This is a genomic window from Nocardia vaccinii NBRC 15922 (genome assembly GCF_001613305.1).
Classification (GTDB): Bacteria; Actinomycetota; Actinomycetes; order Mycobacteriales; family Mycobacteriaceae; genus Nocardia; species Nocardia vaccinii.
On sequence record NZ_BDCC01000006.1, the window covers coordinates 1 to 22,705 of the forward strand.

17 protein-coding genes are annotated in these 22,705 nt (G+C 66.8%); 14 read left to right on the forward strand and 3 right to left on the reverse strand.

Translation table 11 applies throughout. From position 1 onward, the window contains the following. Positions 1 to 4: 4 nt before the first annotated feature. Positions 5 to 985, reverse strand: a complete 981-nt coding sequence (locus NV1_RS02660) for an ABC transporter permease (RefSeq protein WP_067885135.1) — start codon at positions 983 to 985, stop codon at positions 5 to 7. Positions 986 to 1,140: 155 nt separating this feature from the next. On the opposite strand from NV1_RS02660, the gene NV1_RS02665 reads away from it, so the two are divergent. Continuing rightward, complete coding sequence (locus tag NV1_RS02665; RefSeq protein ID WP_067885137.1) at positions 1,141 to 1,956, forward strand: MFS transporter; 816 nt, start codon at positions 1,141 to 1,143, stop codon at positions 1,954 to 1,956. A 37-nt stretch (positions 1,957 to 1,993) separates the two neighbouring features. After that, positions 1,994 to 2,827, forward strand: a complete 834-nt coding sequence (locus NV1_RS02670) for a Cof-type HAD-IIB family hydrolase (RefSeq protein WP_084525003.1) — start codon at positions 1,994 to 1,996, stop codon at positions 2,825 to 2,827. Positions 2,828 to 3,170: 343 nt separating this feature from the next. Here the strand turns inward: NV1_RS02670 and NV1_RS41755 are convergent, their stop codons facing one another. Continuing rightward, the gene (locus NV1_RS41755) at positions 3,171 to 5,339 is read right to left on the reverse strand and encodes a peptidoglycan recognition protein family protein (protein WP_245713528.1); all 2,169 of its coding nucleotides are present in this window, start codon (positions 5,337 to 5,339) and stop codon (positions 3,171 to 3,173) included. A 221-nt stretch (positions 5,340 to 5,560) separates the two neighbouring features. Between NV1_RS41755 and NV1_RS46305 the strand changes: the two genes are divergently transcribed. The 9 genes from NV1_RS46305 to NV1_RS02720 all read left to right on the forward strand — a co-directional run bounded on the left by NV1_RS46305 (position 5,561) and on the right by NV1_RS02720 (position 17,396). Continuing rightward, a complete protein-coding gene (locus tag NV1_RS46305) occupies positions 5,561 to 7,459 on the forward strand; it encodes a SpoIID/LytB domain-containing protein (protein WP_084525005.1) in 1,899 nt (632 codons plus the stop codon). Positions 7,460 to 7,767: 308 nt separating this feature from the next. Continuing rightward, a complete protein-coding gene (locus tag NV1_RS02685; RefSeq protein ID WP_174557397.1) occupies positions 7,768 to 8,538 on the forward strand; it encodes a MerR family transcriptional regulator in 771 nt (256 codons plus the stop codon). A gap of 285 nt (positions 8,539 to 8,823) precedes the next feature. After that, positions 8,824 to 9,621 carry a hypothetical protein gene (locus NV1_RS45000; RefSeq protein WP_176580850.1) on the forward strand — a complete coding sequence of 266 codons (798 nt, stop codon included), beginning with the start codon at positions 8,824 to 8,826 and terminating at the stop codon, positions 9,619 to 9,621. 204 nt (positions 9,622 to 9,825) lie between these two features. Beyond that, positions 9,826 to 10,440, forward strand: coding sequence for a DUF2076 domain-containing protein (locus tag NV1_RS02695; protein WP_084525006.1), 615 nt, complete (start codon positions 9,826 to 9,828; stop codon positions 10,438 to 10,440). A gap of 166 nt (positions 10,441 to 10,606) precedes the next feature. After that, on the forward strand, positions 10,607 to 11,806 hold the full coding sequence (glf, locus tag NV1_RS02700; RefSeq protein ID WP_067885146.1) for a UDP-galactopyranose mutase: 1,200 nt from the start codon (positions 10,607 to 10,609) through the stop codon (positions 11,804 to 11,806). Between the two features lie 33 nt (positions 11,807 to 11,839). After that, positions 11,840 to 13,843 (forward strand): glycosyltransferase, encoded by a 2,004-nt coding sequence (locus tag NV1_RS02705; protein WP_067885148.1) that lies wholly within the window; start codon positions 11,840 to 11,842, stop codon positions 13,841 to 13,843. Then, positions 13,840 to 14,439: a phosphatase PAP2 family protein gene (locus NV1_RS02710; RefSeq protein WP_084525007.1), complete on the forward strand. Its 600-nt coding sequence runs from the start codon at positions 13,840 to 13,842 to the stop codon at positions 14,437 to 14,439. Before NV1_RS02705 ends, NV1_RS02710 begins: the two co-directional genes overlap by 4 nt. A 1-nt stretch (position 14,440) precedes the next feature. Continuing rightward, on the forward strand, positions 14,441 to 15,385 hold the full coding sequence (locus tag NV1_RS02715; RefSeq protein ID WP_067885150.1) for a decaprenyl-phosphate phosphoribosyltransferase: 945 nt from the start codon (positions 14,441 to 14,443) through the stop codon (positions 15,383 to 15,385). Positions 15,386 to 15,389: 4 nt separating this feature from the next. Then, complete coding sequence (locus tag NV1_RS02720) at positions 15,390 to 17,396, forward strand: arabinofuranosyltransferase AftB family protein (RefSeq protein ID WP_067885151.1); 2,007 nt, start codon at positions 15,390 to 15,392, stop codon at positions 17,394 to 17,396. Positions 17,397 to 17,782: 386 nt separating this feature from the next. Here the strand turns inward: NV1_RS02720 and NV1_RS45430 are convergent, their stop codons facing one another. Next, the gene (locus tag NV1_RS45430) at positions 17,783 to 17,941 is read right to left on the reverse strand and encodes a hypothetical protein (RefSeq protein WP_245713529.1); all 159 of its coding nucleotides are present in this window, start codon (positions 17,939 to 17,941) and stop codon (positions 17,783 to 17,785) included. Here NV1_RS45430 and NV1_RS02725 point away from each other — a divergent pair. From NV1_RS02725 to NV1_RS02735, 3 genes are all read left to right on the forward strand, one after another. Continuing rightward, positions 17,940 to 18,839, forward strand: a complete 900-nt coding sequence (locus NV1_RS02725) for an alpha/beta hydrolase (RefSeq protein ID WP_245713530.1) — start codon at positions 17,940 to 17,942, stop codon at positions 18,837 to 18,839. The genes NV1_RS45430 and NV1_RS02725 overlap by 2 nt on opposite strands. A 621-nt stretch (positions 18,840 to 19,460) precedes the next feature. Next, on the forward strand, positions 19,461 to 20,582 hold the full coding sequence (locus tag NV1_RS02730) for an alpha/beta hydrolase (protein WP_084525009.1): 1,122 nt from the start codon (positions 19,461 to 19,463) through the stop codon (positions 20,580 to 20,582). Between the two features lie 533 nt (positions 20,583 to 21,115). Continuing rightward, positions 21,116 to 22,177, forward strand: coding sequence for an alpha/beta hydrolase (locus NV1_RS02735; RefSeq protein ID WP_084525010.1), 1,062 nt, complete (start codon positions 21,116 to 21,118; stop codon positions 22,175 to 22,177). Positions 22,178 to 22,705: the final 528 nt, after the last annotated feature.

The window sequence follows — 22,705 nt, forward strand, 5'->3', positions numbered from 1 at the left end:
TCGGTCACGAAACACGCACCCTGGGATCGAGCATGGCGTAGACGATGTCCGAGAGCAGGCCGGACACCAGGATCACCAGTCCGGCGAAGGTCGTCACGGTGACCACGATGTACAGGTCCTGCCTGTTGATCGCGTCGACCAGCCATTCGCCGACGCCGTGCCAGCCGAAGATCTTCTCGGTGAACACCGCGCCGGTGATCAGACCGCCCAGACCGTAGGCGAACAGCGTCGCCATCGGGATCAGGGCCGTGCGCAGGCCGTGTTTGTACAGCGCGCGTTTTCGGGTGAGCCCCTTGGCGCGGGCGGTGCGGATGAAATCGCTCTGCAGGACGTCGAGCATGGCGTTGCGCTGGTAGCGGCTGTAGGCGGCCATCGAGCCCAGGGCCAGGCCGAGCGTGGGCACGACCATATGCTGCAGCCGGTCGACGATCTGATTCCACAGCCCGTCCACGGCGGTGGCCGAGGTCTCGCCGGTATAGAGGAAGATCTGCTGACCGGTTGCCGTATTGAGTTCCAGCGCACCGTACTTCAGTAGCGTCGCCAACAGGAAGATCGGTGTGCTGAGCACCAGCAGCGAGATGATCGTGGTGAAATAGTCGCTGAATCTGTACTGCCGGATCGCTCCTGCCGCACCGATCAGCACGCCCAGCACGGTGCCGATCACCGAGCCGATCACCAGCAGCCGCAGACTCACCCCGATCCGGCGGCCGAGCTCCTGGCTCACCGGCTGGCCCGTGAGGGTCTGACCGAAGTCGCCGTGCACCACCACGTCTTTCACCCAGGTGCCGTATCGCGGCAGGATCGGCTCGTTGAGATGCAGTTCGGCCGCCTTGGCGTCGATCACCGATTGCGGCGGGCGGGGATTGCGCTGCTCGAGACTGTCCAGCGGGTGGAACGTCAGCGACGCCAGTGCGAAGGTCAGGAACGAAGCGAGCACCAACAGCACGACATAGTTGAGCGCACGTCGTAGCAGAAAGCCGGTCATCGGTCCCCTCGGGTCGGTTACTAGCCCCTGATCATAGGGATAGATATTCCGGCGAGCGCGTTACGCACGACGACCTCACTTTCTCTCGCGAGATATCGTGCAGAGAAGGTTTCAACGCCGTCGGGTGGTCCGGCGTCGAAGACAGGGGGCGGGTCGTGAGTTATCCCCAGTATCCGGGCGGCTATCAACCGTACCCACAGGGCCGGAGCATGGAACCGAGTGGCGGGACGGCGATGGCCGCCGGTGTGCTTGCCGCGCTCGGCGCGGTCGGGCAAATTCTCGGCGGGGTGCTGGACATCGTATTGGCCAGCGCCCTGCCCGATTTCGGCGACTCCACCGTGGCGCTCAACTCCTGGTTCGCGGGCTTCCTGATCGTCCTCGGGGTGGTCGGTCTGGTCACCGGAGGTTTGCTCACAGCGGGTGCGGTGCTGATGTTCCGGCGCAGGCCGCTCGGGCGGATTCTCATCGTCGCCGGATGTGTGGCCACGATCGTCGCCGGTGTGGCCTCGTACGTCGTGCTGTATGCCGGAGATCACGGTTCGGTCGGGCTGATGGGCGGATTCGGCGGAGTGATCGGGCAGGTGTTTCCCGTCACCACCGCGATCCTGGCCTTGGTGCCCGCGACCGGGCGCTGGCTCACCCACGTTCCCGGGCAGGCGACGGGATACCCCGCACCGTACCCGGGACAGGTACCCCCGGGGTACCCGGCGCCGGGCGTGCCGTACGTTGATCCGTTCCGGCCGGGTCCCGCGCCCTATCCGGGGCAGTCCGGCACGCCATATCCGGGACAGCCCGGCCCCGGAGCGCCGTACGTGGGGCAGAGCGGGCCCGGCACGCCGGTCGGTGGGCCCGGCCCGGCGCCGCAGTCTCCGCCTCCCGGAGCGATGCCGTATTCGAACGAGCCGACCCCGTTCCCCGAGGTGCCGCCGCTCGGCGCGGCCGAGGAATCGTGGCGGCGTCCGGGAAACTGATTACTTCGGCACGAGCATTTCGGGCAGGATGGAATAGGTGACTCGCCTGAACTCGCCCAAGCCCAGACTGGTGGCCACCGATGTCGACGGCACGTTGATCGATCGGGCCGAGCAGGTGAGTCCGCGAACCCGGGCCGTGGTCAAGGCGCTCATCGACGACGGTGTGCATTTCATCCTCGCCACCGGGCGGCCGCCGCGTTGGATCGATCCGGTCGTGGACGGTCTCGGATACCCGCCGCTGTGCGTCTGCGGGAACGGTGCGGTCGTCTACGACAGCGCCACCGACCGGATCTTGTACAGCAATTCGCTGGATGTGGACACGCTGGCCTGGCTCGCCGGACTCGCCGAACGCGTCCTGCCCGGTTGCGGTCTGGCGGCCGAGCGCGTCGGCGAGACCGCGCACGATGCGGCGACTCCGCAGTTCGTGAGTTCGCCCGAATATCAGCACGCCTGGCTCAATCCGGACGATACGCAGGTCGCGCGGCGCGAGGTGATCGCCGCGCCCGCGATCAAGATGCTGATCCGGCTGCCCGGTGCGACCAGCGCCGATATGCGTGCCGCGTTGGAGCCGCATCTCGACAACCGCGCCGACCTCACCTATTCGACCGACAAGGGCCTGATCGAATTGTCCGCGCCGGGCGTCACCAAGGCATCGGGCCTGACCATCGTCGCCGAACGCCTGGGGGTCGAACACCGCGACATCATCGCCTTCGGCGATATGCCCAACGACGTCCCGATGCTGCGCCTCGCAGGTCACGGCGTAGCCATGGGCAACGCCCACCCCGAAGCCATCGCCGCCGCCGACGAGATCACCGGCACCAATTCCGAGGATGGCGTCGCGCACGTCCTGGAACGCTGGTGGGCCAGCTGAATTCGCGTTGCCCGGATCGAATCCGCACCGGCCGGAACGCATTCGCGTCGCCGCGTGGTCTGCTGCGGAGTGGTCACGCCACGTTGCGGGTGATCGAGCCGCCGACCGGTGATCGTGTTCCGCGTCGCCGAGGGCCTATGGGTGGCCCGGATTCGTGACCGCGTCCGGCGTTCTCGAATAGGCCGACCTGCTGGATTTCCTTGCTGAAGAGGGCCGATCCGCTCCGTCCGGGAGCCGGATTCCGTCTCGATGGGGCCGGTTCGCGTCGCCCGGACGAACCGGCCGACGCGAATGTGACGGGCGTGCACCCAGGGCGGACTCGTCGAATTCTCTGTGCGACAAGCTATCGCTGCGCGTCCGAATGTGGTGATGCGGGAGCGAGTGTCGGCATGGGGGATGTCGTATCGCGTGTGGGTTCGGGACTTGTCGATGGCTCGGAATCCGGAGTCGATACCGCGGCGTTCGGGTCGGAATTGGACGGTGCGGCGCCGCTATTCGCGGATTGCTCGGAATTATCCTGTGACACGGCATTATTCGCCGGTTTGGCGGATCCGGCCGAGGAAGCGGTCTGCGCGGCTATTCTGCGGATGCGGTCCATCCGGGCATAGGCGGCGTTGCCTGGGCAGGTGGTCTTCCCGACGTCGCGGTGGGCGAAGATCGTCGGGAGCTTCACCGCCGCGCCCTTCTTGTACTTGGTGTAGCCGGTGCCCTGGGAGTACAGGGTGGTGTTGCTCAGCGGGTTCAGCCCGGCCATCCCGGCGCGCCAGCCGATGAAACGTCCCGCGGCCTGGATCGCCGCGTCGGTCGGCGGCTGGGACTGGAAATCGCCCATCAGCGCGACCCCGGCGGTGTGCTCGTTGAAGCCGCCCGCGTGTGCGCCCTGCACGGGTTTGTCCAGGCCGCCGGCGCGGCCCTCGAAGATCTGGCCGTACTTGTCGACCAGGGCGTTGTAGCCGATATCGCACCAGCCCAGCGTTTTCGCGTGATAGGTGTAGATCGCGCGGACGATGCCCGGCGATTCGGCCGCGGTGTAATCGTTGCGACCTGCCGTGTGGTGCACGGCGATTCCGCTCAGGCCGTCGTCGACGGTCGGCTTGTCGCACAGCAGCGAGGGGTCCGCGCCCCACTGTGCGCGGGTGATCACCTTGGGACCGCCGTTGGCCAGCGGTGCGGCGATGGCGGACAGCGCCGCGTCGGACGGGCCGTGACCAGGGTCGATCAGCACGGCGGACAGGTCGGTCGCGCCCTCGGTGTGGTCCGCCGCATCGGCCTTGTGCGTGAGCAGGACCTGCACATCCTTGGTCCTGCCGACATAGATCGGCTCGGTGCCGGCGCGATCGGCCGTGGTCGCGTCGGTGGGCCCGGTTTCGATCGGATCCGCCGAATACCAAGCGCCCCAAGCGCCGTCGGCACCGCGCGCCCGGATCATCGCCGTCGTCCCGTCCAGATCCTTCGCGGTGAGCGCCACCATGCTGAACGGCGTATCCCGCGTGACCTCCTTGACCTGTGCGCCCACCTGTGCCGCCACCTCCGGCGAGACCGCCCCGGGCGCGAGCGCCGGTGCGGCGGGGTCGGCCCCCGGCACCAACGCCGGATCACTCGTGGCCGCATCCGGATTCGCCGATGCCCTCGGCGCAGCGGAGGTCGGGGAGGGTTCCGGCGCGGCCGGCGACGTCGGGTAGTCGACCGGCACGACCACATGTCCCGCGCCGGACCGCACGGCCCCGGCGGGTGCGCTGCTCGCGAAGTTCTTCCTCGAATCCGACGAAATGTATTGCGTCGCCGCGGATCGCGATGCCGTCGGAACTCGGACCGGCGCGGGTCCGGGTACGACCCGTGCCGCACCGGCCGATGGCCGGGTGAACCGCGTGATGGCGGCGGATTCGTCACCGGTGGAGGGGGATTCGGCTCGTGGCGGGGTCGGGACGCGGAAAGCGGCTGGGGCCTGCGGTGTCGCTGGTTCGGCCGGAGGCGGAGGTGCAGGCTGCGCCGGCGTCGCCGGGGCCTGCGCCTGAGGTCCCGAGGGGACCTGCGGGGTGTAGGGGAGTGGCGCCGTGGTCGACGTGGGCTGAGTGTCGGGGACTTGCGGGGAGAGCGGCGCCTGGACGCCGGGTTGGGGTGTCGGTGCGGCCGATCGGGCTTGTGGTGCTGTGGAGGTGGTCTGCGGATCACCGAGTTGGGGAAGAGGGATTTCGGCGGGGAGTTGGAGGCCCGGGGGGAGGGGCAGGTTCGGCGGTATCGGCACAGAGCTGGGGAGCGGGAGGCGGCGTAGGTCGGAAAGGTGCAGGTCGGGGAGGTTCAGGCCGCTGAGTTCGTGCAGCGGCAGGACGGCGTCGGGGGCCGAGGACAGCACGACCTCGGCGAAGCGCGCTGGGATAGCGGAGAAGTCGCTGTTACCTGCATTTCGATAGTCCGGCGAGCTCTGTAGTGCGATCGCGGACAGCGGTGCGATGACCGCGAGCGTGGCGACGACGGGAAGAACATATGACCTCTTGGGTCTGTGATACGGCACGAGCTGCTCCATTCAGGTAGAACCGGCGACCGTCAGTCGGGAGGTCATGGTTGATTCCTGACGGATCAAGCGTCACACTGGTCCCAACTGTTGCAAATCTAAACCTTTGGTAGAGGATTAGATAGCAATAGCTTGAATGTAGCTTTCCGATAGAAATCCAGCGGGTAGGCAGGCGGGGAACGCCCCGGCCGGCCTGTTCGCGGAATCCGTGGGAGTGCGTGATGACCAGCTCGAAACGTCCGAGGATCGTGCCCATCCGCCGTGGCACTCTGTCGCGCAGACGCCGTCGTCGGCGTGTCGCGATGGCGGGTGGGATGGTCGCCGCGCTGACCGCGGGTTCCGGCGTTCTCTACTGGGCGTGGCCCGATGCGCCGCCGTACCGCACGACCGCGGGCGTGGACGAGGGACATGGCCGTGGAATGAGCCAGTTCGGCGCGTTCGACCAGGCCAAATCCGGGACGAATGCGATCGGCATTCTGCAGCGCTACTATCCGGGCGCTCAGCTGGCCACGATCGCGCCGACCACGGTCCGGGTGCGGTTGATGGGACAGGACAACAAGCCGCTGGACGTCTACTCCGATTCCGGGCTGAGTGTCGCCGGCCGGCACGTGCTGCCCGGGCAGGTCGCCCATCTGACGCCCACGTCCGGCGGCGCCGATGTCACCATCCTGTCCGGCTGTGGCGGGGACGTGTTGTGGCAGGGGGCGACCTCCGATCCCTGGGCCTATCCGATCGCGCCCGGTGGCAACCGTCCGGCGGCCGAACAGCTCGAGATCTGCGGTTCGGGCGGATATCGGGGTGCGCTGGGCGTCGCGCTGGACGGCCAGGAGATCCGTACGGTCGATCGCGTCGACACCGAGGACTATCTGCGCGGCGTCGTGCCGACCGAGATGTCCGCGGACTGGGCCGATCAGGGCGGCGGCGAGGCGCTGCGCGCCCAGGCGATCGCCGCTCGTTCCTATGCCCTCGCCGAGACCCGCTATCCGTACGCGCAGACCTGCGACACCCAGGACTGCCAAGCGTATTCGGGAACCAGCCGGGAAGATCCGCGCACGGATGCGGACGTCCGAGCGACGGCGGGCCAGGTACTGCTACGCGATGGCCACTTGCTGCGCAGCGAATACTCCTCGGCCCCAAACGGTGTGCACCCCATGGACGCCGGCATGTTCGAAATCGGCCCCACCCCGGCCGAATTGACTCCCGCCGCTCCACTCGCCCCCGCCGATCCTCCCGCCGCCCCCCAACCCGCGCCCGCCCCGACCGCCATCGACACCAAATATGCCCGAACCGGCGGTCCCACAGGAACTTTGGGAGCAGCGCTGGGCCCGGAATCGCTCCTCCCCGACCACGGCGGCACATACCGGCTGTTCCGCAACGGCGTCATCATCGCCACCCCGGCCCTGGGCACCAAGGTCATCGATTTCACCACCCTCCTACAACTGGCCCCCGGTGTCGCCACCCCGGGCGTCGCTGCCAACTCGGGCGCTCCGGCCAACCCGGACACCTCCGCCGACTCGGGCGTTTCCGCGAACCCGCGCACCCCGGCTGCCCCGGTCCCTTCCGCGAACTCGGCCACTCCGGGCGCTTCCGTCGACTCGGGCGCTCCCAACAACCCCGGCCCTTCCGCGAACTCGGGCTTGCCCGCCACCCCGGGCTTGCCCGCCACGCCGGGTGTTCCCGCTGTCCCGGGCGTTCCGGCCACGCCGGGTGTTCCCGCTGTCCCGGGCGTTCCGGCCATCCCGGGCAGCCCGACCAACCCGAACGCCTCCGCGCCCGGCGGTCCCACACCCCCGCCTGCGCTCAGCGGGACCAATCAGTCGGCCCAGACGCCCCGAGCCCCACAACCAGCACCGGCCCCGAACCAACCCGCGCCCAATCCAGCCCCACCGGCCCTCGCCCCGGATGCCGCACCCCCGGCAGCCGCACCGGATGCGGCATCGGCTCCGGCCTCCGCCGCCGCGCCGGCCCCGAGCGCAGCGGCACCGGCTTCGGCCGCAACAGCGGGTCCGGCGACCCCCGCCGCTCCGACCTCCGCCGCTACTCCGCCTTCGGCGGCCCCGACTCCGACACCGGACAATCCCGCAACTCCGGAACAGACCACGCGAACTCCGTCTCCGTAGCACTCGGCATCCAGCACAGCCGGTGCGGACGTCGGTACTCCGTCTCGGCAGTGGTCCCAGCTCCGATCGCGAGTTCCAGCTCCGATCGCGCGAGTCGCGGATGCGGCGTCGGCCGCGGCATCCACATGGGCTCGGTCACCTCGATCAGCGATTTCCTGGGCGTCGGAACCTCGGTAGGTTTCGGATCGGGGTGGGTTTCGAGTCGAATGAGACCGCCCCGCGCGGGAGTTCGGTGGGCTTGCGGAAAGAGCCTTGACCTTGACGTAGCGTCAACTTGCATGCTGGGCGTGTCGATGCGATCAGGGGAAATGGGAGGTGCGGGCGTGGGTGAGTGGTCCATTCAGGAGTTGGCTCGGGCGGCGGGGACCACCAGCCGGACGCTGCGGCATTACGGGCAGCTCGGATTGTTGCCGCCCAGCCGGGTCGGGGCCAATGGTTACCGGTATTACGACCAGGATTCCCTGATTCGGTTGCAGCGCATCCTGTTGTTGCGCGAGCTCGGCCTCGGCCTGCCGGTCATCGCCGAAGTGCTTGCGGGGGAACAGGATACGGCGGCCGCATTGCGAACGCATCTGGAACTGCTGCGTCAGCAGCAGGACCGGATCGCCCGGCAGATCGCGTCGGTGCACACAACATTGCGCAAGACGGAAGCAGGTGAACCGCTCATGGCGGAGGAGACATTCGATGGATTCGACCACACCCGGTACAAGGACGAGGTGGTCGAACGCTGGGGTAAGGAGGCGTACGAGCGCAGCGACGCCTGGTGGCGTTCGATGAGCGAGGCGGATCGAAAGGCGTTCGGGCAGACCCACCTCGACATCGCCGCCGATTACGGCCGGGCGCATGCGGCTGGTCTGGCACCGGACAGTGCGCAGGTACAGGCGATCGCGCGACGTCATTACGACTGGATCGCGATCGGTTGGGGAGGCAGGCAACCGGATGCCTGCGCCTTCACCGGCCTCGGCGATATGTACGTCGCGGACCCGCGTTTCGCCGCGAACTACGACAAGTACGGCGAGGGGACGACCGAATTCGTCCGGAACGCGATGTACGTCTACGCCGAATCCCATCTGCGGTAGGGGATTCGGCCTTCGACAGCAGTGCGGAGCTGTCGAGTCACCCGGACACCTCCGGGTGGCTCGACCGTGCGTCTTCGGTCATCACAAATCCGAACCTTCTGAACGACAAAGGGTTTCGCGCTGCGCGGGTGGTGGCCGACTCTTCGTGGCAGCATCCGGTTCGAGCTTGCCTGGAGGAAGCTTCCGCGGCCTACGCTGCGGCTGCGTGGGAAGTTTTCGGGTCGCCCGGGGACGGACGTGCGGGGTAGAGTTCGCGCCCAGATCAGGGGAGGAAAGGAAAACCCGATGAGCTACCCATACGGCCAGGCTGGTTACGGCGGCGGTCAGCCTCAGCCCTACGGCCAGCAGCCTTATGGTCAGCAGCCGGGATATCCGCAACAGCCCGGATATTCACAGCAGCAAGGCTATCCACAGCAGGGCTATCCGCAACAAGCTGCGTATCCGCAGCAGCCGGGTTATCCCCAGCAGCCGGGTATGCCTCAGCCGCCGGGTTTTCCACAGCAGATCGGTAATCCCCAACAGTTCAGTAATGCCCAACAGTTCGGTAATGCACAGCCGTCCACCGGCGGCGGTACGGCGATCACCGCGGGTGTGCTGGCGATCGTGCTCGCGCTGCTGGCCATCGGCGGCATCGTCTACACCGTGCACGCCATGAGCGTCGCCAAGGAGGCCATCGACAACCTCAACAGCACGGTCGATTCGATGAACAGCCAATACGGGACCAGCATCTCGGCCTCGCACCACGATTTCGACGGGGGCGGTTACTACTTCGGCATGGTCCTCGAGGCGGTCGTCGCCGTGCTGTACCTCCTCGGCGGATTTTTGCTGCTCAACCACAAGAACGGCGGCCGGATCCTGCTGATCACCCTGTCCTGCCTCGGTGCGGTCGGCGGTCTGATCGGCATGATCGTCGGCTTCGCCTCGGGCGTCCCGGCCTCGGCGGTCTTCTCCATCCCCGGCCTGCTGATCGTTGCCGTAATGCTGTTCTCGACCCTGTCCTCCGCCACCAAGCGCTGGTGTGGCGTGACCCCGCCCCAGGCCCCGCAGATCAATTACGCGCAGCCCCAGTACCCTCGCTACTGATTGACAGGGCAGCGAATTGCCCACTCGGGCACAGGATTTCGATCCTGTGCCCGATTTGCGTCCGGTGGCGGTATCGCGGCGCGGCCCGATCCGCAGTCGCAGTGTCGGTGCTGCGGAATATGCTTCGACGGCATCGATTCGGCGGCCGGTGTGGTGTGATCGGCGCGTACAGTTCGCATTCGAAGGCGAGAAAGGGGGGAGACCATGGGATATCCATACGGGCAGCCCGGAAATTCGGGCTACGGACCTTATCCACAGCCTGGATACGCACAGCCAGGTTATCCACAACCGGGTTATCCACAGCCGGTCGGACCGGTGCGAAAGCCCGGTGGCGGCACCGCGATCACCGCTGGAGTGTTGGCCACCATCCAGGGGGCACTGGGTTTGGTGGTGACGGTCGTGGGCACCATCGGAACCCGTGCGGATCGGCACGAAGGCTACGACAACAGCAGCGGTGATGTTGTCGCATTGATCGTCGTGGCGACCTACACGGGTCTGTATCTCACCGCGGCGATACTGTTCTTCTTCCGCAGACGCGCAGGTCGATACATGATCATCGGGACGAGCGGGCTGACCTTGGTCGGTGGTATCGGCGGAATGATCTATTCCCTGGTGGTGAACCCCCTCACGCAGGGGGACGTGATCGGTCTGCTCATATCGATACTGATCGTGTTCGTCATCGAGTTCTCCACTCTGTGCTTGGCGGCGGTGAGCCCGACCCGGCGCTGGATCGAGGCACGTACGGCCGCGCCGACCCCCCTGGGTCAGTACCGGCAGCCCGCACCGATGTATGGCCCGCAGCAATACCCGCCCTACTGATGGGACAGGTCGCGCCGAGCCGCGCGGCGACCGCATCGATCGCGGGCGTCGCGGCGATCCTCCTCGGCCTGTTGGGCGCCGGAAATCTGCCGGTCGTGCGGGTCGATAGGAGGCAGTCTGCTACTCCACCGGGCGTCTTCGCGGACTTCCGATACGCTGGGCACCCGTGACCGCCGCAACGCCCTTCGATCTGATCATCGTCGGCTCCGGATTCTTCGGGCTGACCATCGCCGAACGTGCCGCCACCCAATTAGGTAAGCGGGTGCTGGTCGTCGAACGCCGCTACCACCTGGGCGGCAACGCATATTCCGAGGCGGATCCCGAAACCGGTATCGAGGTGCACAAATACGGTGCGCACCTGTTCCACACCTCGAACAAGCGGGTGTGGGATTACGTCAACCAGTTCACCGAATTCACCGGCTACCAGCACCGCGTCTTCGCCATGCACAAGGGGCAGGCCTACCAGTTCCCGATGGGGCTGGGCCTGCTCTCGCAATTCTTCGGCCGTTATTTCACCCCCGACGAGGCGCGCGCGCTGATCGCGGAGCAGTCCGCCGAGGTGAACGCCGCGGACGTGTCCAACCTCGAGGAGAAGGCCGTCTCGCTGATCGGCCGCCCGCTGTACGAGGCGTTCATCCGCGACTACACCGCCAAGCAGTGGCAGACCGATCCGAAGGAGCTGTCCGAGGGCATCATCACGCGCCTGCCGGTCCGCTACACCTTCGACAACCGCTACTTCAACGACACCTACGAGGGTCTGCCGCGCGATGGCTACACCGCGTGGCTGGAGAAGATGGCCGAATCCGAGCTCATCGAGGTCCGGCTGAACACCGACTGGTTCGAGGTGCGCGAGGAGATCCGCGCGCAGAGCCCGGACGCCCCGGTCGTCTACACCGGTCCGCTGGATCGCTACTTCGACTACAGCGCGGGCGAATTGGGCTGGCGCACCATCGATCTGGAGACCGAGGTGTTGAACACCGGTGACTTCCAGGGAACTTCGGTGATGAACTACAACGACGGCGACGTGCCGTTCACTCGCATCATCGAGCCGCGCCACTTCCACCCCGAACGCGACTACCCCACGGACAAGACGGTCATCCAGCGCGAGTTCTCGCGCTTCGCGCAGACCGGCGACGAGCCGTATTACCCGATCAACAGCGCCGAGAACCGCGCGAAGCTGGTCACCTACCGGGAGCTGGCCAAGGACGAAACCGCTACGGCCAAGGTCCTTTTCGGTGGACGTCTGGGCACCTACCAGTATCTGGACATGCATATGGCGATCGGCAGCGCGCTGAGCATGTTCGACAACGTTCTGCGCCCGCACCTGGAATCCGGCGCACCTCTGGTCGCGCAGGACGACCGGTGACCCGCGCCCGAGCCGCCCTCTGCAGGAAGTGACATGACCGCACAAGCGACCCTGGAACAGATGCCCACCCACACCCGCGCAATCTCGCTGTTGCAGCGCGTCATCCTGCCGCGCCCGGGCGAACCGCTCGACGTGCGCACCCTGTACCTCGAGGAATCGGAGACCAACGCCCGTCGTGCGCACGCGATCTCGCGCACCTCGCTGTCGATCGGCGCCGAATCCGAGGTCTCCTTCTGCACCTACTTCAACGCGGTTCCGGCCAGTTACTGGCGGCGCTGGAGTGTGCTGAGCTCGGTGGTGCTGCGGCTGGAGCTGTCCGGCCACGGCCGGGTGGACGTGTACCGGTCCAAGGCGGACGGTTCGCGAATTCACGTGCAGGGCAACGAATTCGGCACGATGCCTGCCGACCCGGCGCACAGCGGCGAGGGCGGACAGGCGGCCGGAATCGCCACGGAATCGGTGGAATTCGAGGTCGAGCTGGCGCCGTTCGAGGACGGCGGCTGGATCTGGTTCGACATCACCACCGATTCTGCGGTCGAATTGCGCAGCGGCGGTTGGTACGCGCCGATCGAGGCGCCCGGTGCGGGCACCATCGCGGTCGGCATGCCCACCTTCAACCGTCCGGGCGACGCGGTGAAAACCATTGCGGCGCTGGGCTCGGACCCGCTGGTGCTGGAGAAGATCCGCGCGGTCATCATTCCGGACCAGGGCACCCGCAAGGTCGTCGACGAACCCGGATTCGCCGAAGCCGCTGTGCCGCTGGGTGATCGGCTGACCTTCCACAACCAGCCCAACCTGGGCGGATCCGGCGGATACAGCCGGGTCATGTACGAGGCGTTGAAGCCCGCCCCGGGAGATCCGAAGCATGCCGAATACATCGTCTACATGGACGACGACATCGAGATCGAGCCGGACTGCATCCTGCGCGCCCTGGCCTTCTCCCGTTTCGCCCGCTCGCCCATCCTGACCGGCGGCCAGATGCTCAACCTGCAGGAACGCTCGCACCTGCACACCATGGGCGAGGTGGTGGACCGCTCCATCTTCATGTGGACCGCGGCCCCGAACGTGGAGTACGACCACGACTTCTCCAAGAATCCGCTGCGCGACCGCGACAACTCCAAGTTGTTGCACCGCCGTATCGACGTGGACTTCAACGGCTGGTGGACCTGCGTCATCCCGCGCAAGGTGGCCGAGGAACTGGGCCAGCCGCTGCCGCTGTTCCTGAAGTGGGACGACGTCGAATACGGTCTGCGCGCACGCGAACACGGCTATCCGACGGTCACCCTGCCGGGTGCGGCGGTCTGGCATATGGCCTGGTCCGACAAGGACGACGCGATCGACTGGCAGGCGTACTTCCATCTGCGCAACCGCTTGGTCGTCGCCTCGCTGCATCTGCCGAACGACGGGCGCCCGATGGTGGTCAACACCATCAAGGCGACGCTGAAACATCTGCTGTGCTTGGAGTATTCGACGGTCGCCATCCAGAACGAGGCGATCCGCGACTACCTCGCCGGACCTGACAAGCTGTTCGGCCTGCTGCCCACCGCTCTGGGCAAGGTGCACGCCGTGCGCAAGGAGTATCCCGACGCGGTGGTTCTGCCGTCGTCGACAGAACTGCCGCTGGCCTCGCATGCCGAGGTCGGCGCGGTCGGCGAGCCGGGCAATCCGATCGCCAAGGTGGCCCGGCTCGGTAAGGGCCTGCTGCACAACGTCCGCAAGGCCAACCCGAAGCACCACGACACCCCGCAGCTGAACGTCCCGACGCTCGACGCGCGCTGGTTCTTGCTCTCCCAGGTGGACGGCGTCACCGTCACCACCGCCGACGGCCGCGGCGTGGTGTACCGCAAGCGCGATCCGCGCAAGGCGCTCGAGCTGTTCAAGGAGGCCATGCGGCTGCGCCGGGAGCTGGCCGAGCGCTTCCCCGAGGTGCGCAACCAGTATCGTGCGGCGCACGCGAAGCTGACCAGCACCGCGGCTTGGGAGGACGCCTTCGGCATCGGCCCGGCCGCGAGCACACAGGAGAAGAATCCGAAATGACCGCAGAAGCCTCCGATCTGGGCGGCAGGGCGCCGGAGCTGCACGTCGTTCCCGATCCGCAGACGCGATCGGGTGAGGTCAAGATCCTCAACGCCGTGCAGGGCACCGTCGGATCCAGCCCGGCCGTGATTTCCGCCGCGCGCGGAATGTCCCACTTCGGCGAGCACGCGCTGGGCTGGATGGCGATCGGGGCGCTCGGCGCACTCGTGGACAAGCCGCGCCGGCGGCAGTGGGCGGGTGTCGCGGTCGGCGCGTTCGGTTCGCACGCGGCCTCGGTCGTCATCAAGCGGATCGTCCGGCGCAAGCGGCCGCACGATCCGTCGGTGCAGGTCAACGTGTCGACGCCGAGCAAGTTGAGTTTCCCGTCCTCGCACGCGACCTCCACCACGGCAGCTGCGGTGTTGCTCGGACGGTTGACCGGGCTACCCTTGCCTGCGGTGCTCGTGCCCCCGATGCTGCTTTCCCGGATGGTTCTGGGAGTGCACTATCCGTCCGACGTGCTCGCCGGTTCCGCGCTGGGCGCCGCGTCGGCTGCCGCCGTGCTAGCCGCCGAAAAGAGATTTGCCAGTGACCGCACAGGAAAGAGCCCTCGCTGAAATGAGTGAAGAGCCGACCGGCACCGACCTCGACGAAGCCGTGCTGAAGGGTCCGCCCAAGACCCTGGCCGGAGGGCTCGTCAAGGCCGTGCGCCCGCGCCAGTGGGTCAAGAACGTCCTGGTGCTGGCCGCACCGCTCGCGGCGGGCAAACTGCCGGACGGCAATTATGCGATCGCCGATGTGACCAGGGACTGGCATATCGGCATCGCGTTCGTGGTCTTCTGCATGGCGGCCTCGGGCATCTATCTGATCAACGACGCGATGGACGTGGAGGCCGACCGGGCCCACCCGACCAAGCGTTTCCGGCCGATCGCCGCCGGTGTGGTGCCGATCAACCTGGCCTACCTGCTCTCGGTCGTCTTCCTGGCCGGATCGCTGGCGATCTCCTTCCTGGCCGCCTGGCAGCTGGCGGTCACGATGGCGGTCTACATCGGCATTCAGCTGGGGTACTGCTTCGGGCTCAAACACCAAGCGGTACTGGATATCTGCATCGTGTCCTCGGGCTTCCTGCTGCGCGCGGTGGCCGGCGGCGCGGCGGCGGACATCCGGCTGTCGCAGTGGTTCCTGCTGATCATGGCGTTCGGTTCGCTGTTCATGGCGGCCGGAAAGCGCTACGCGGAGTTGAAGATCGCACTCGACACCGGGGCGAAGATCCGTAAGTCGTTGCAGTACTACACCCCCACTTACCTGCGGTTCATCTGGACGTTGTCGGCGACGGCGCTGGTCGTGTTCTACGGCCTGTGGGCCTTCGAGACCGACCACAAGCACACCCAGTGGTTCGCGATCTCGATGATTCCGTTTACGATCGCAGTCCTGCGTTATTCGGTCGACGTCGACGGTGGCGAGGCCGGGGAACCCGAAGAGATCGCGCTGGGGGACCGCATCCTGCAGTTCCTCGCCATCGCCTGGATCGGAGCGGTAGGTGTCGCTGTCTATCTCACCTGACGAGATGCTGGCAGACGGGGAAGAGCGGGAGGGGACGGACGGTTCGAGCCAATCGCTCGACCGTGTCCGGCTACGTGATCCCGCACGGCGTTTCGCGCTGTTCGCTCGCCTGGCATTCGTCGGTGGGGTGGTCACCACCGTGGTCGTCTTCGCCTGCGGCGCTTGGGCGCGTCGCTGGATCGCGGACGACGGCCTGATCGTCCTGCGCACCGTGCGCAACCTGATGGCCGGTAACGGCCCGGTCTTCAACGCGGGCGACCGCGTGGAGACCAACACCAGTGCCGCGTGGACCTATGTGATCTGGTTCTTCAGCTGGATCACCCACGCCCGCCTGGAATACGTGAGTCTGTTCACCGCACTGACCCTTTCGCTGCTCGCGGTGACCTTCGCGATGCTGGGCGCGGCGCGGCTGTGGGGCGGCGCGGCAACGCAATTGCTGCTTCCGGCCGGCGCCGTGGTCTACATCGCGGTGCCGCCGGCCCGCGACTACGCCACCTCCGGCTTGGAGAACTGCCTGGTCATCTTCTGGCTGGGCGTGCTGTGGTATCTGCTGATGCGCTGGTCCCAGGCCGAACGAGTCCGGCTGCCAAGCCTTTTCGGCCTGGTGTTCTGGGCCGGGTTGTGCTGGGTGGTGCGTCCGGAGATGACCATTCTCGGCGGCCTGACCCTGGTCATGGTGTTCTGCGCGCCGATGCCCGCCGCGCGGGTGCGCCCGATTCTCCTGCGCGCCTGCATAGTCGTGATCGGCGGTCTGGTTCCGGTGGGATATCAGATCTGGCGAATGGGGTACTACGGACTTCCGGTACCCAATACCGCGATCGCCAAGGAGGCGGGCGGCGCGAAGTGGGGTCAGGGCCTCAAATATCTGTGGGATCTGAGCGGGCCGTACTTCCTGTGGGCGCCGATGCTGGTGCTGGCGATCGTCGCGGTGGTGATCCTGCGCACGCGCCGGACTCGCGCCGGATCGGCCGAGGCCGATGCGGAATCGGATGCGGAATCGGCTGTGGCGCGGGGACGCTCGGGTCTGCTCGGCCGGGTCGAAGGTGTCCGGCAGCGGTTGCGGACCCGGCGTGCGGTGGTCACGCTGATCCTGGTCGGCGCACTGCTGCTGATCGTTTTCGAACTGCGCGTCGGCGGCGATTTCATGCATGGACGAATGTTGCTGCCGCAGTTGTTCACTCTGCTGCTGCCGGTGTCGGTACTGCCGGTGTGGCGGTTCGGCGCGGCCGCGCGCGGTGCGCTGCACCGGAATTGGGCGTTCGCGTTGCCGGTGGTCTGGGTGGCTATGATCGCCTGGGCGCTGTTCGCCTCGAACACCACCGGTAACAAGTCCGGCGCGAGCATCAGTGCGGACGGCATCGTCGACGAGCGAATCTACTACGTGCTCAACAGCGGTCACGACCATCCGGTGCTGGCCGAGGACTATCTGGACTATCCGCGCATGCGGGCAATGGTCGACGACATCGACAACACCCCCAACGGCGGCCTGCTGCTGAACTCGCCGTCGTTCATGATGTGGTACGTCGCGCCGCCGCCGCTGCCGATCCCGCCGGGCGGGGCCGGCCATACCGTCTATTTCCTGAATCTCGGCATGACCAGCATGAACGTTCCGCTGAACGTGCGCGTCATCGATCAGGAGGGCCTGGCCTATCCGCTGGCCGCGCATTCGGACCGGCTCACCGATGGTCGCATCGGACACGACAAGAACCTCTACGCGGACTGGGCGGTGGTCGATACCGGCATGGTCGACCGGCATCCGTGGATGCCCTGGTACATGGACGAGAAGTGGACGATGCGGGCGCACACCGCGCTGTCCTGCCCGGCCACCCAGGATCTGCTGGCCTCTTCGCGGGCCCCGCTGACGCTGTCGCGGTTCAAGCACAACCTGATCCAGGCGTGGTCGTTCTCCAAGTACCGGATCGATCGGGTGCCCAAGTACGAGATCGAGCGTTGTCATCTGGTCGACCCGGCTCCGACGCCGCCCCCGCCGGTGCTAACACCGCCGAAGTAGACCCCGACCTTTCGGTAGCTGTGAAATGACTGTGTGTTTGCAGGTGTGGCCCGGCCCGGTTCGTGGTCGGGTCGGACGGGCGAATATCCAGGTCATGGCAGCTGCGGGTGATCATCTCGACGAGTCCGGGACCGCTCGCCGCTGGACCGTGACGACCACTTCTAAACTGCGTTTTCCACCACTTCGTATCATTTTGATAACACTGCGACATGGTTCGCACGATAAGCTCACCGAGTACTTCCGCCCGGCGGTGCAGGCCTGCTTGCGCTGGTGGGCGGGCCCGCACGAAGCGGCCGAGCCCGGCCGCACAAAGGAAAGGCCGAACAGGATATGCGAGGCGTGACTGTGCGTTGGGCGCAGGAAAGACGTCGGAGACGGTCGCTCGATCAGGATTCGCGGCGACGGTCCGGCTGGATGAGGCGCTCGGCGCTCGGATTGGCGTTGGCTACGCTGTTGCCGATCGGAATGTCCGCGGCGGAAGCGGGTACCGCGTCCGCGGCGTACAACCCGACCGGATTCGACTTCTGGGTCAATTCGTCGATCATGGGTCCGATCAAATCGCGGATCTTCCGCGCCGCCGACGGCAACACCGATCGCGTGGTGTACGCGCTCGACGGTGAACGCGCCGGTCTGGATCTGTCCGGCTGGGAAATCGACACCAACGTCGCCAATGCGCTCACCCGCGCGAATATCAACGTGGTGATGCCGGTGGGCGGCCAGTCCAGCTTCTATATGGACTGGAATTCGCCCAGTTCGTTCCTGGGCATTCCACCGCAGGCCGGTTCGTCGGGTTCGTCCTCGGGCTCCTCGTCCGGTTCGGGCGGGCTGCAGATTTTCGGGCAGGGTCCGGGTAAGAGCTACCGCTACGACTGGGAAACCTTCGTCACCCGCGACCTGCGCAACGCGCTGCGCGACCGGCTCGGCTTCCGGACCACGCGCAACGGTGTGTTCGGCCTGTCGATGGGCGGCAGTGCGGCGCTGACGCTGGCCGCGCACCACCCGGACATGTTCCATTACGCGGGTGCGTATTCGGGTTATCTGAACATTTCCGCGCCCGGTATGCGGGAGGCGTTGCGCGCGGCGATGATCGACGCCGGTGGCTACAACATCGACTCGATGGCGCCGCCGTGGAGCCCGAAGTGGTTCTACATGGATCCGTTCGTCTTCGCTCCGCAGCTCAAGGCCAACAACACCAGGCTGTGGATCGCCGCGGCCAGCGGCGTTCCGGGGGCCGGCGATGTGTCCAACGTGATGGACGTCATCCAGGGTTCCCCGCTCGAGGCGCTGGCCTTGGCCAATACCCGGGCCTTCCAGATTCGCATGCTGAGCCTGGGCGCGCAGAACGTCACCTACGATTTTCCGGCCTTCGGCGTGCACAACTGGCACAACTGGGAAGCCGAGGTCTACAAGATGATCCCGGACATGTCCGCCAATATCGGCTGACCAACCGGAAGACGAGGCCGTGGACGGAGTTCTCTCCGCCCACGGCCTTTCCCTTTTCGGCTGCCGTCCGACACACGGCTGGCCCGCCCATCGGATTCCGATCCCCGGCCGACGCCAACTCCGGGTTCGCGGCCCGTCGCACACGCCGACCCGAGGTTCGCGACCCGTCCCGCCCTTCGGACGTGTGGCGATCGGTGTCGAGAGGTTCCGCCGAATGTCACCCGAGCTCGCTCACCCACGACATCGACCTCGCAGGTTCGAGGGCTGTCTTTCCGTTCGGACGCGTGGCGATGGTGTCGTGAAGTCCCGCTGACGGTCACCCTGGCCGGCTCACCTCGGACCGCGCCTACAACACGCCGAAGCGGACCGGGGGCCACGGGCGCGGGCAAGAGTGCCCGACACGGGCCGAGCGGTGCGGCTCCGGGGGCCGCGAACACGCCGAAGCGCAGCGGAGGCCAAATAACACAGCGGTAGTCGATACTCGTTCTGTATCGACCATTCAGTGCTGTACGGAGGCGCACCGTATGCGCCGAGGAGTTCGTCTGTGTTGTCCGAATAGATGGGGTGCCGGGCCGCGAGCGGGTGTGCGGAGACCGATGCCCGAGCGAAAGGCGAGACGCGATGCGATTTGCGCCCCGGAAGCCAGGCTTCGGTGCACCCCGCGCCCGACTATCGTCCACGGACGGCGGGTTCACCCGTTCGGCGCGGAAGTGGTTGGGCCGCACGGCATTGGTGGCGGCGTTGGCCGTGGCGATGCCGATCGGGCCGGCGGTGCAGGGCGAGGCGCCGAAAGCCGCGGCGGCATTCGATCCGCATGCCTTCGACTTCTGGGTTGACAATGCGGCGATGGGACCGGTGAAGACCCGGGTCCTGCGCGCGCGCGACGGTAATACCGATCGCGTCGTCTACGCCCTGGACGGTATGCGTGCCCGGCAGGATCTCAACGGCTGGGAGATCGAGACCAATGTGGCCGAGGTGCTGGCCAATTGGAATATCAATGTGGTGATGCCGGTCGGCGGCCAGTCCAGCTTCTACGCGGACTGGAATGCGCCGAGTTCGTTCTTCGGCCTGCCGCCGACCAATTCCGGCTCCGCCACCGGATCGGGTGCGACCGAGACGTTCATGTCCGGGCCGGGTAAGGCCTATCGCTACGACTGGGAGACGTTCCTGACCCGGGATCTGCGCAACGCGCTGCACGACCGGCTCGGTTTCCGGGCCACGCGCAACGGCGCATTCGGCCTGTCCATGGGCGGCAGCGCGGCGCTGATGCTGGCGGCGTATCACCCCGACCAGTTCAGTTATGCCGGGTCGTACTCCGGATATCTGAACGTTTCCGCGCCGGGTATGCGCGAGGCGATCCGGACCGCGATGGTCGATGCGGGCGGATACAACGTGGATTCGATGGCGCCGCCGTGGGGTCCGAAGTGGCTGGCCATGGATCCGTTCGTGTTCGCGCCGCGGCTGGTGGCGAACAATACGAGGCTATGGATCGCCGCGGGCAGTTCCATCCCCGATCAGGCGGATCTGGCTCCGCCGGTCGGCGCCGCGGCCGATCGCGTGGTCCGCGGTATGCCACTGGAATTCCTGGCGCTGTTGAACACCCGGGCGTTCCAGGTTCGAATGCAGACTCTCGGCGCGCGCAACGTGGTGTACTCGTTCCCCAATTACGGCATCCACGACTGGATCAACTGGAGTAACGAGGCGTACCGGATGATTCCGGACATGTCGCGCAATATCGGCTGATCGCCAGGTTTCGTCCGGCCCGGGACCCGTGGTCCCGGGCCGAATGTCGTTCCCGTCGCGGCGAGATCGGCGGGCGCGCGGATTGCGTTGTGCCGCGTACCTATTCGGATATGTGAACACCCCGGAAACTAGTGACCGCACTGTGTGGCGTCTGTGAACGCGTCGTTGAACCGGTCGTTCGCATCGGTGAATTGGCGAGGCCGCGGCGGTTCGAGCGGATTCGCAGTTACCACGAATTCCTGGATCCGGGAAGGGTTCCCGCGACATAACCGGGGGAACGCGATAAGGTCACTGCACGATTACGAAAGGTCTCGGGCGGATTTCGGACACGGGTGCGCCCTCATCTTGCTAACCGCTGATCGGTCGAATATGGTCCAGCGAGCGCAAGTGTGACCACTCGTAGACGCGGCGTTGCTCGCTTCGGAGATCGGGATCCGAGACGAGTGTGTACCGTGCCGCCGACAGCAGCTCGACTGCGGTTGCGCGGTACGCCTACAACAGCAGACTACAGCAGCAGAAAGTGAGCAGTATCCATGCGTTTCGGCAGGTCCGCAGCGCCGGCGTCGGATTCGGCGCCCGCCTCGGCGGGAGTCCCCCAAGGGCGGCGAATTGCTCGGTTCGGTTGGCGCGCGCGACTTCTCACCGTCGGCGCCGCTGCACTGGCGCTCCCGCTGGCGACGGCAGCAGCAGTCCCGTCGGTCGCCACGGCGTCCCCGATCGTCGGTCATCCGGTGCATCGCACCCCGGCCGGTGGCTACCAGGAGCTGATGGTTCCCTCCTCCATGGGCCCGGTCAAGGTCCAGGTGCAGTGGGCCAGGCACGGCGGTAATGCCGCGCTGCTGCTGCTCGACGGTCTGCGCGCTCGCGACGATCGCAACGCGTGGTCGTTCGAGACCAACGCGCAGCAGATGTTCGGTAACGACAACGTCACGCTGGTCATGCCGGTGGGCGGCCAGTCCAGCTGGTACGCCGACTGGCAGTCGCCGAGTAACACCAACGGCCAGAAGTTCACCTACATGTGGGAGACGTTCCTGACCAAGGAACTGCCCAACTTCCTGGCGAACTACAACGTCTCGCGCAGCAACTGGGCGGTCGCGGGTCTGTCGATGAGCGGCCCGGCGGCGCTGCGCCTGGCGGCGTTCCACCGGAACCAGTTCAAGTACGCGGCCTCGTTCTCGGGCCCGCTGAACTGGAACGCGCCGGGTATGCGCGAGGCGATCCGCGTCATGATGCTCGACGCCGGCCGGTTCAATGCCGACTCGATGGCCGCGCCGTGGAGCCCGCAGTGGCTGCGTTCGGACCCGATGGTCTTCGCGCCGCAGCTGCGTGGCCTGCCGATGTTCATCTCCTCCGGTAGTGGTATTCCGGATCAGCGCGACCACATGAATTCGGCTGTGGGCCTGTTCAATACGGGTAACGCCATGGCGCTCGAGGCCATCGCGATGGTCAGCACCTACACCTTCCAGGCGCGCCTGCAGTCGCTGGGCATCCCGGCCACCTACGACTTCCCGGCCACGGGTACCCACATCTGGCGGAACTGGCAGGACGAGCTGGCCAAGGCCCGTCCGGGCATCCTGGCCGCACTGCATGCCTGATAAGTAACCGGCTCTCCCCCGACCGGCGCCGTGCCTCGTGCACGGCGCCGGTTGTCGTTTGCGGCCGGTTTGTCCGCGGATCCACGGCTGTTGAACGGACAACTCATAGTCTTATCCGCGCGTCGGCACGTTCAAACCTGATTTGCGCGGTAGAAAAATCCCTGTGGCAGGTGTGGCGTATGAGAGCAGAGGGAGTGGCAAACGCGCCCGTGCGCGCCGGTTCAGGCTCGCGGCGCTATCCGCCGCTGTCGTCCTACCGCTCGCCGTGGGCTATTCCACGGGCACCTCAGCTATCGCCCAGCCACCAACCGCCCCGGCCCCGGCGCCACAACATCCCACCTCCCGAACCCACACTCCCCCAGCCCCGCATCCGGCTCCCGCTGCCCCGGCCCGCGTAGCCCCGGCCGCCGCACCACCGGCAGCTCCCGCACCGGCTGCCCCGCCCCCGGGCCCCGCTCCGGCTCGCGCTCCGGGACCCGCTGCTCCGGCTCCGGCTCGTGCTCCCGCGCCGGCTGCTCCGGCTCCGGC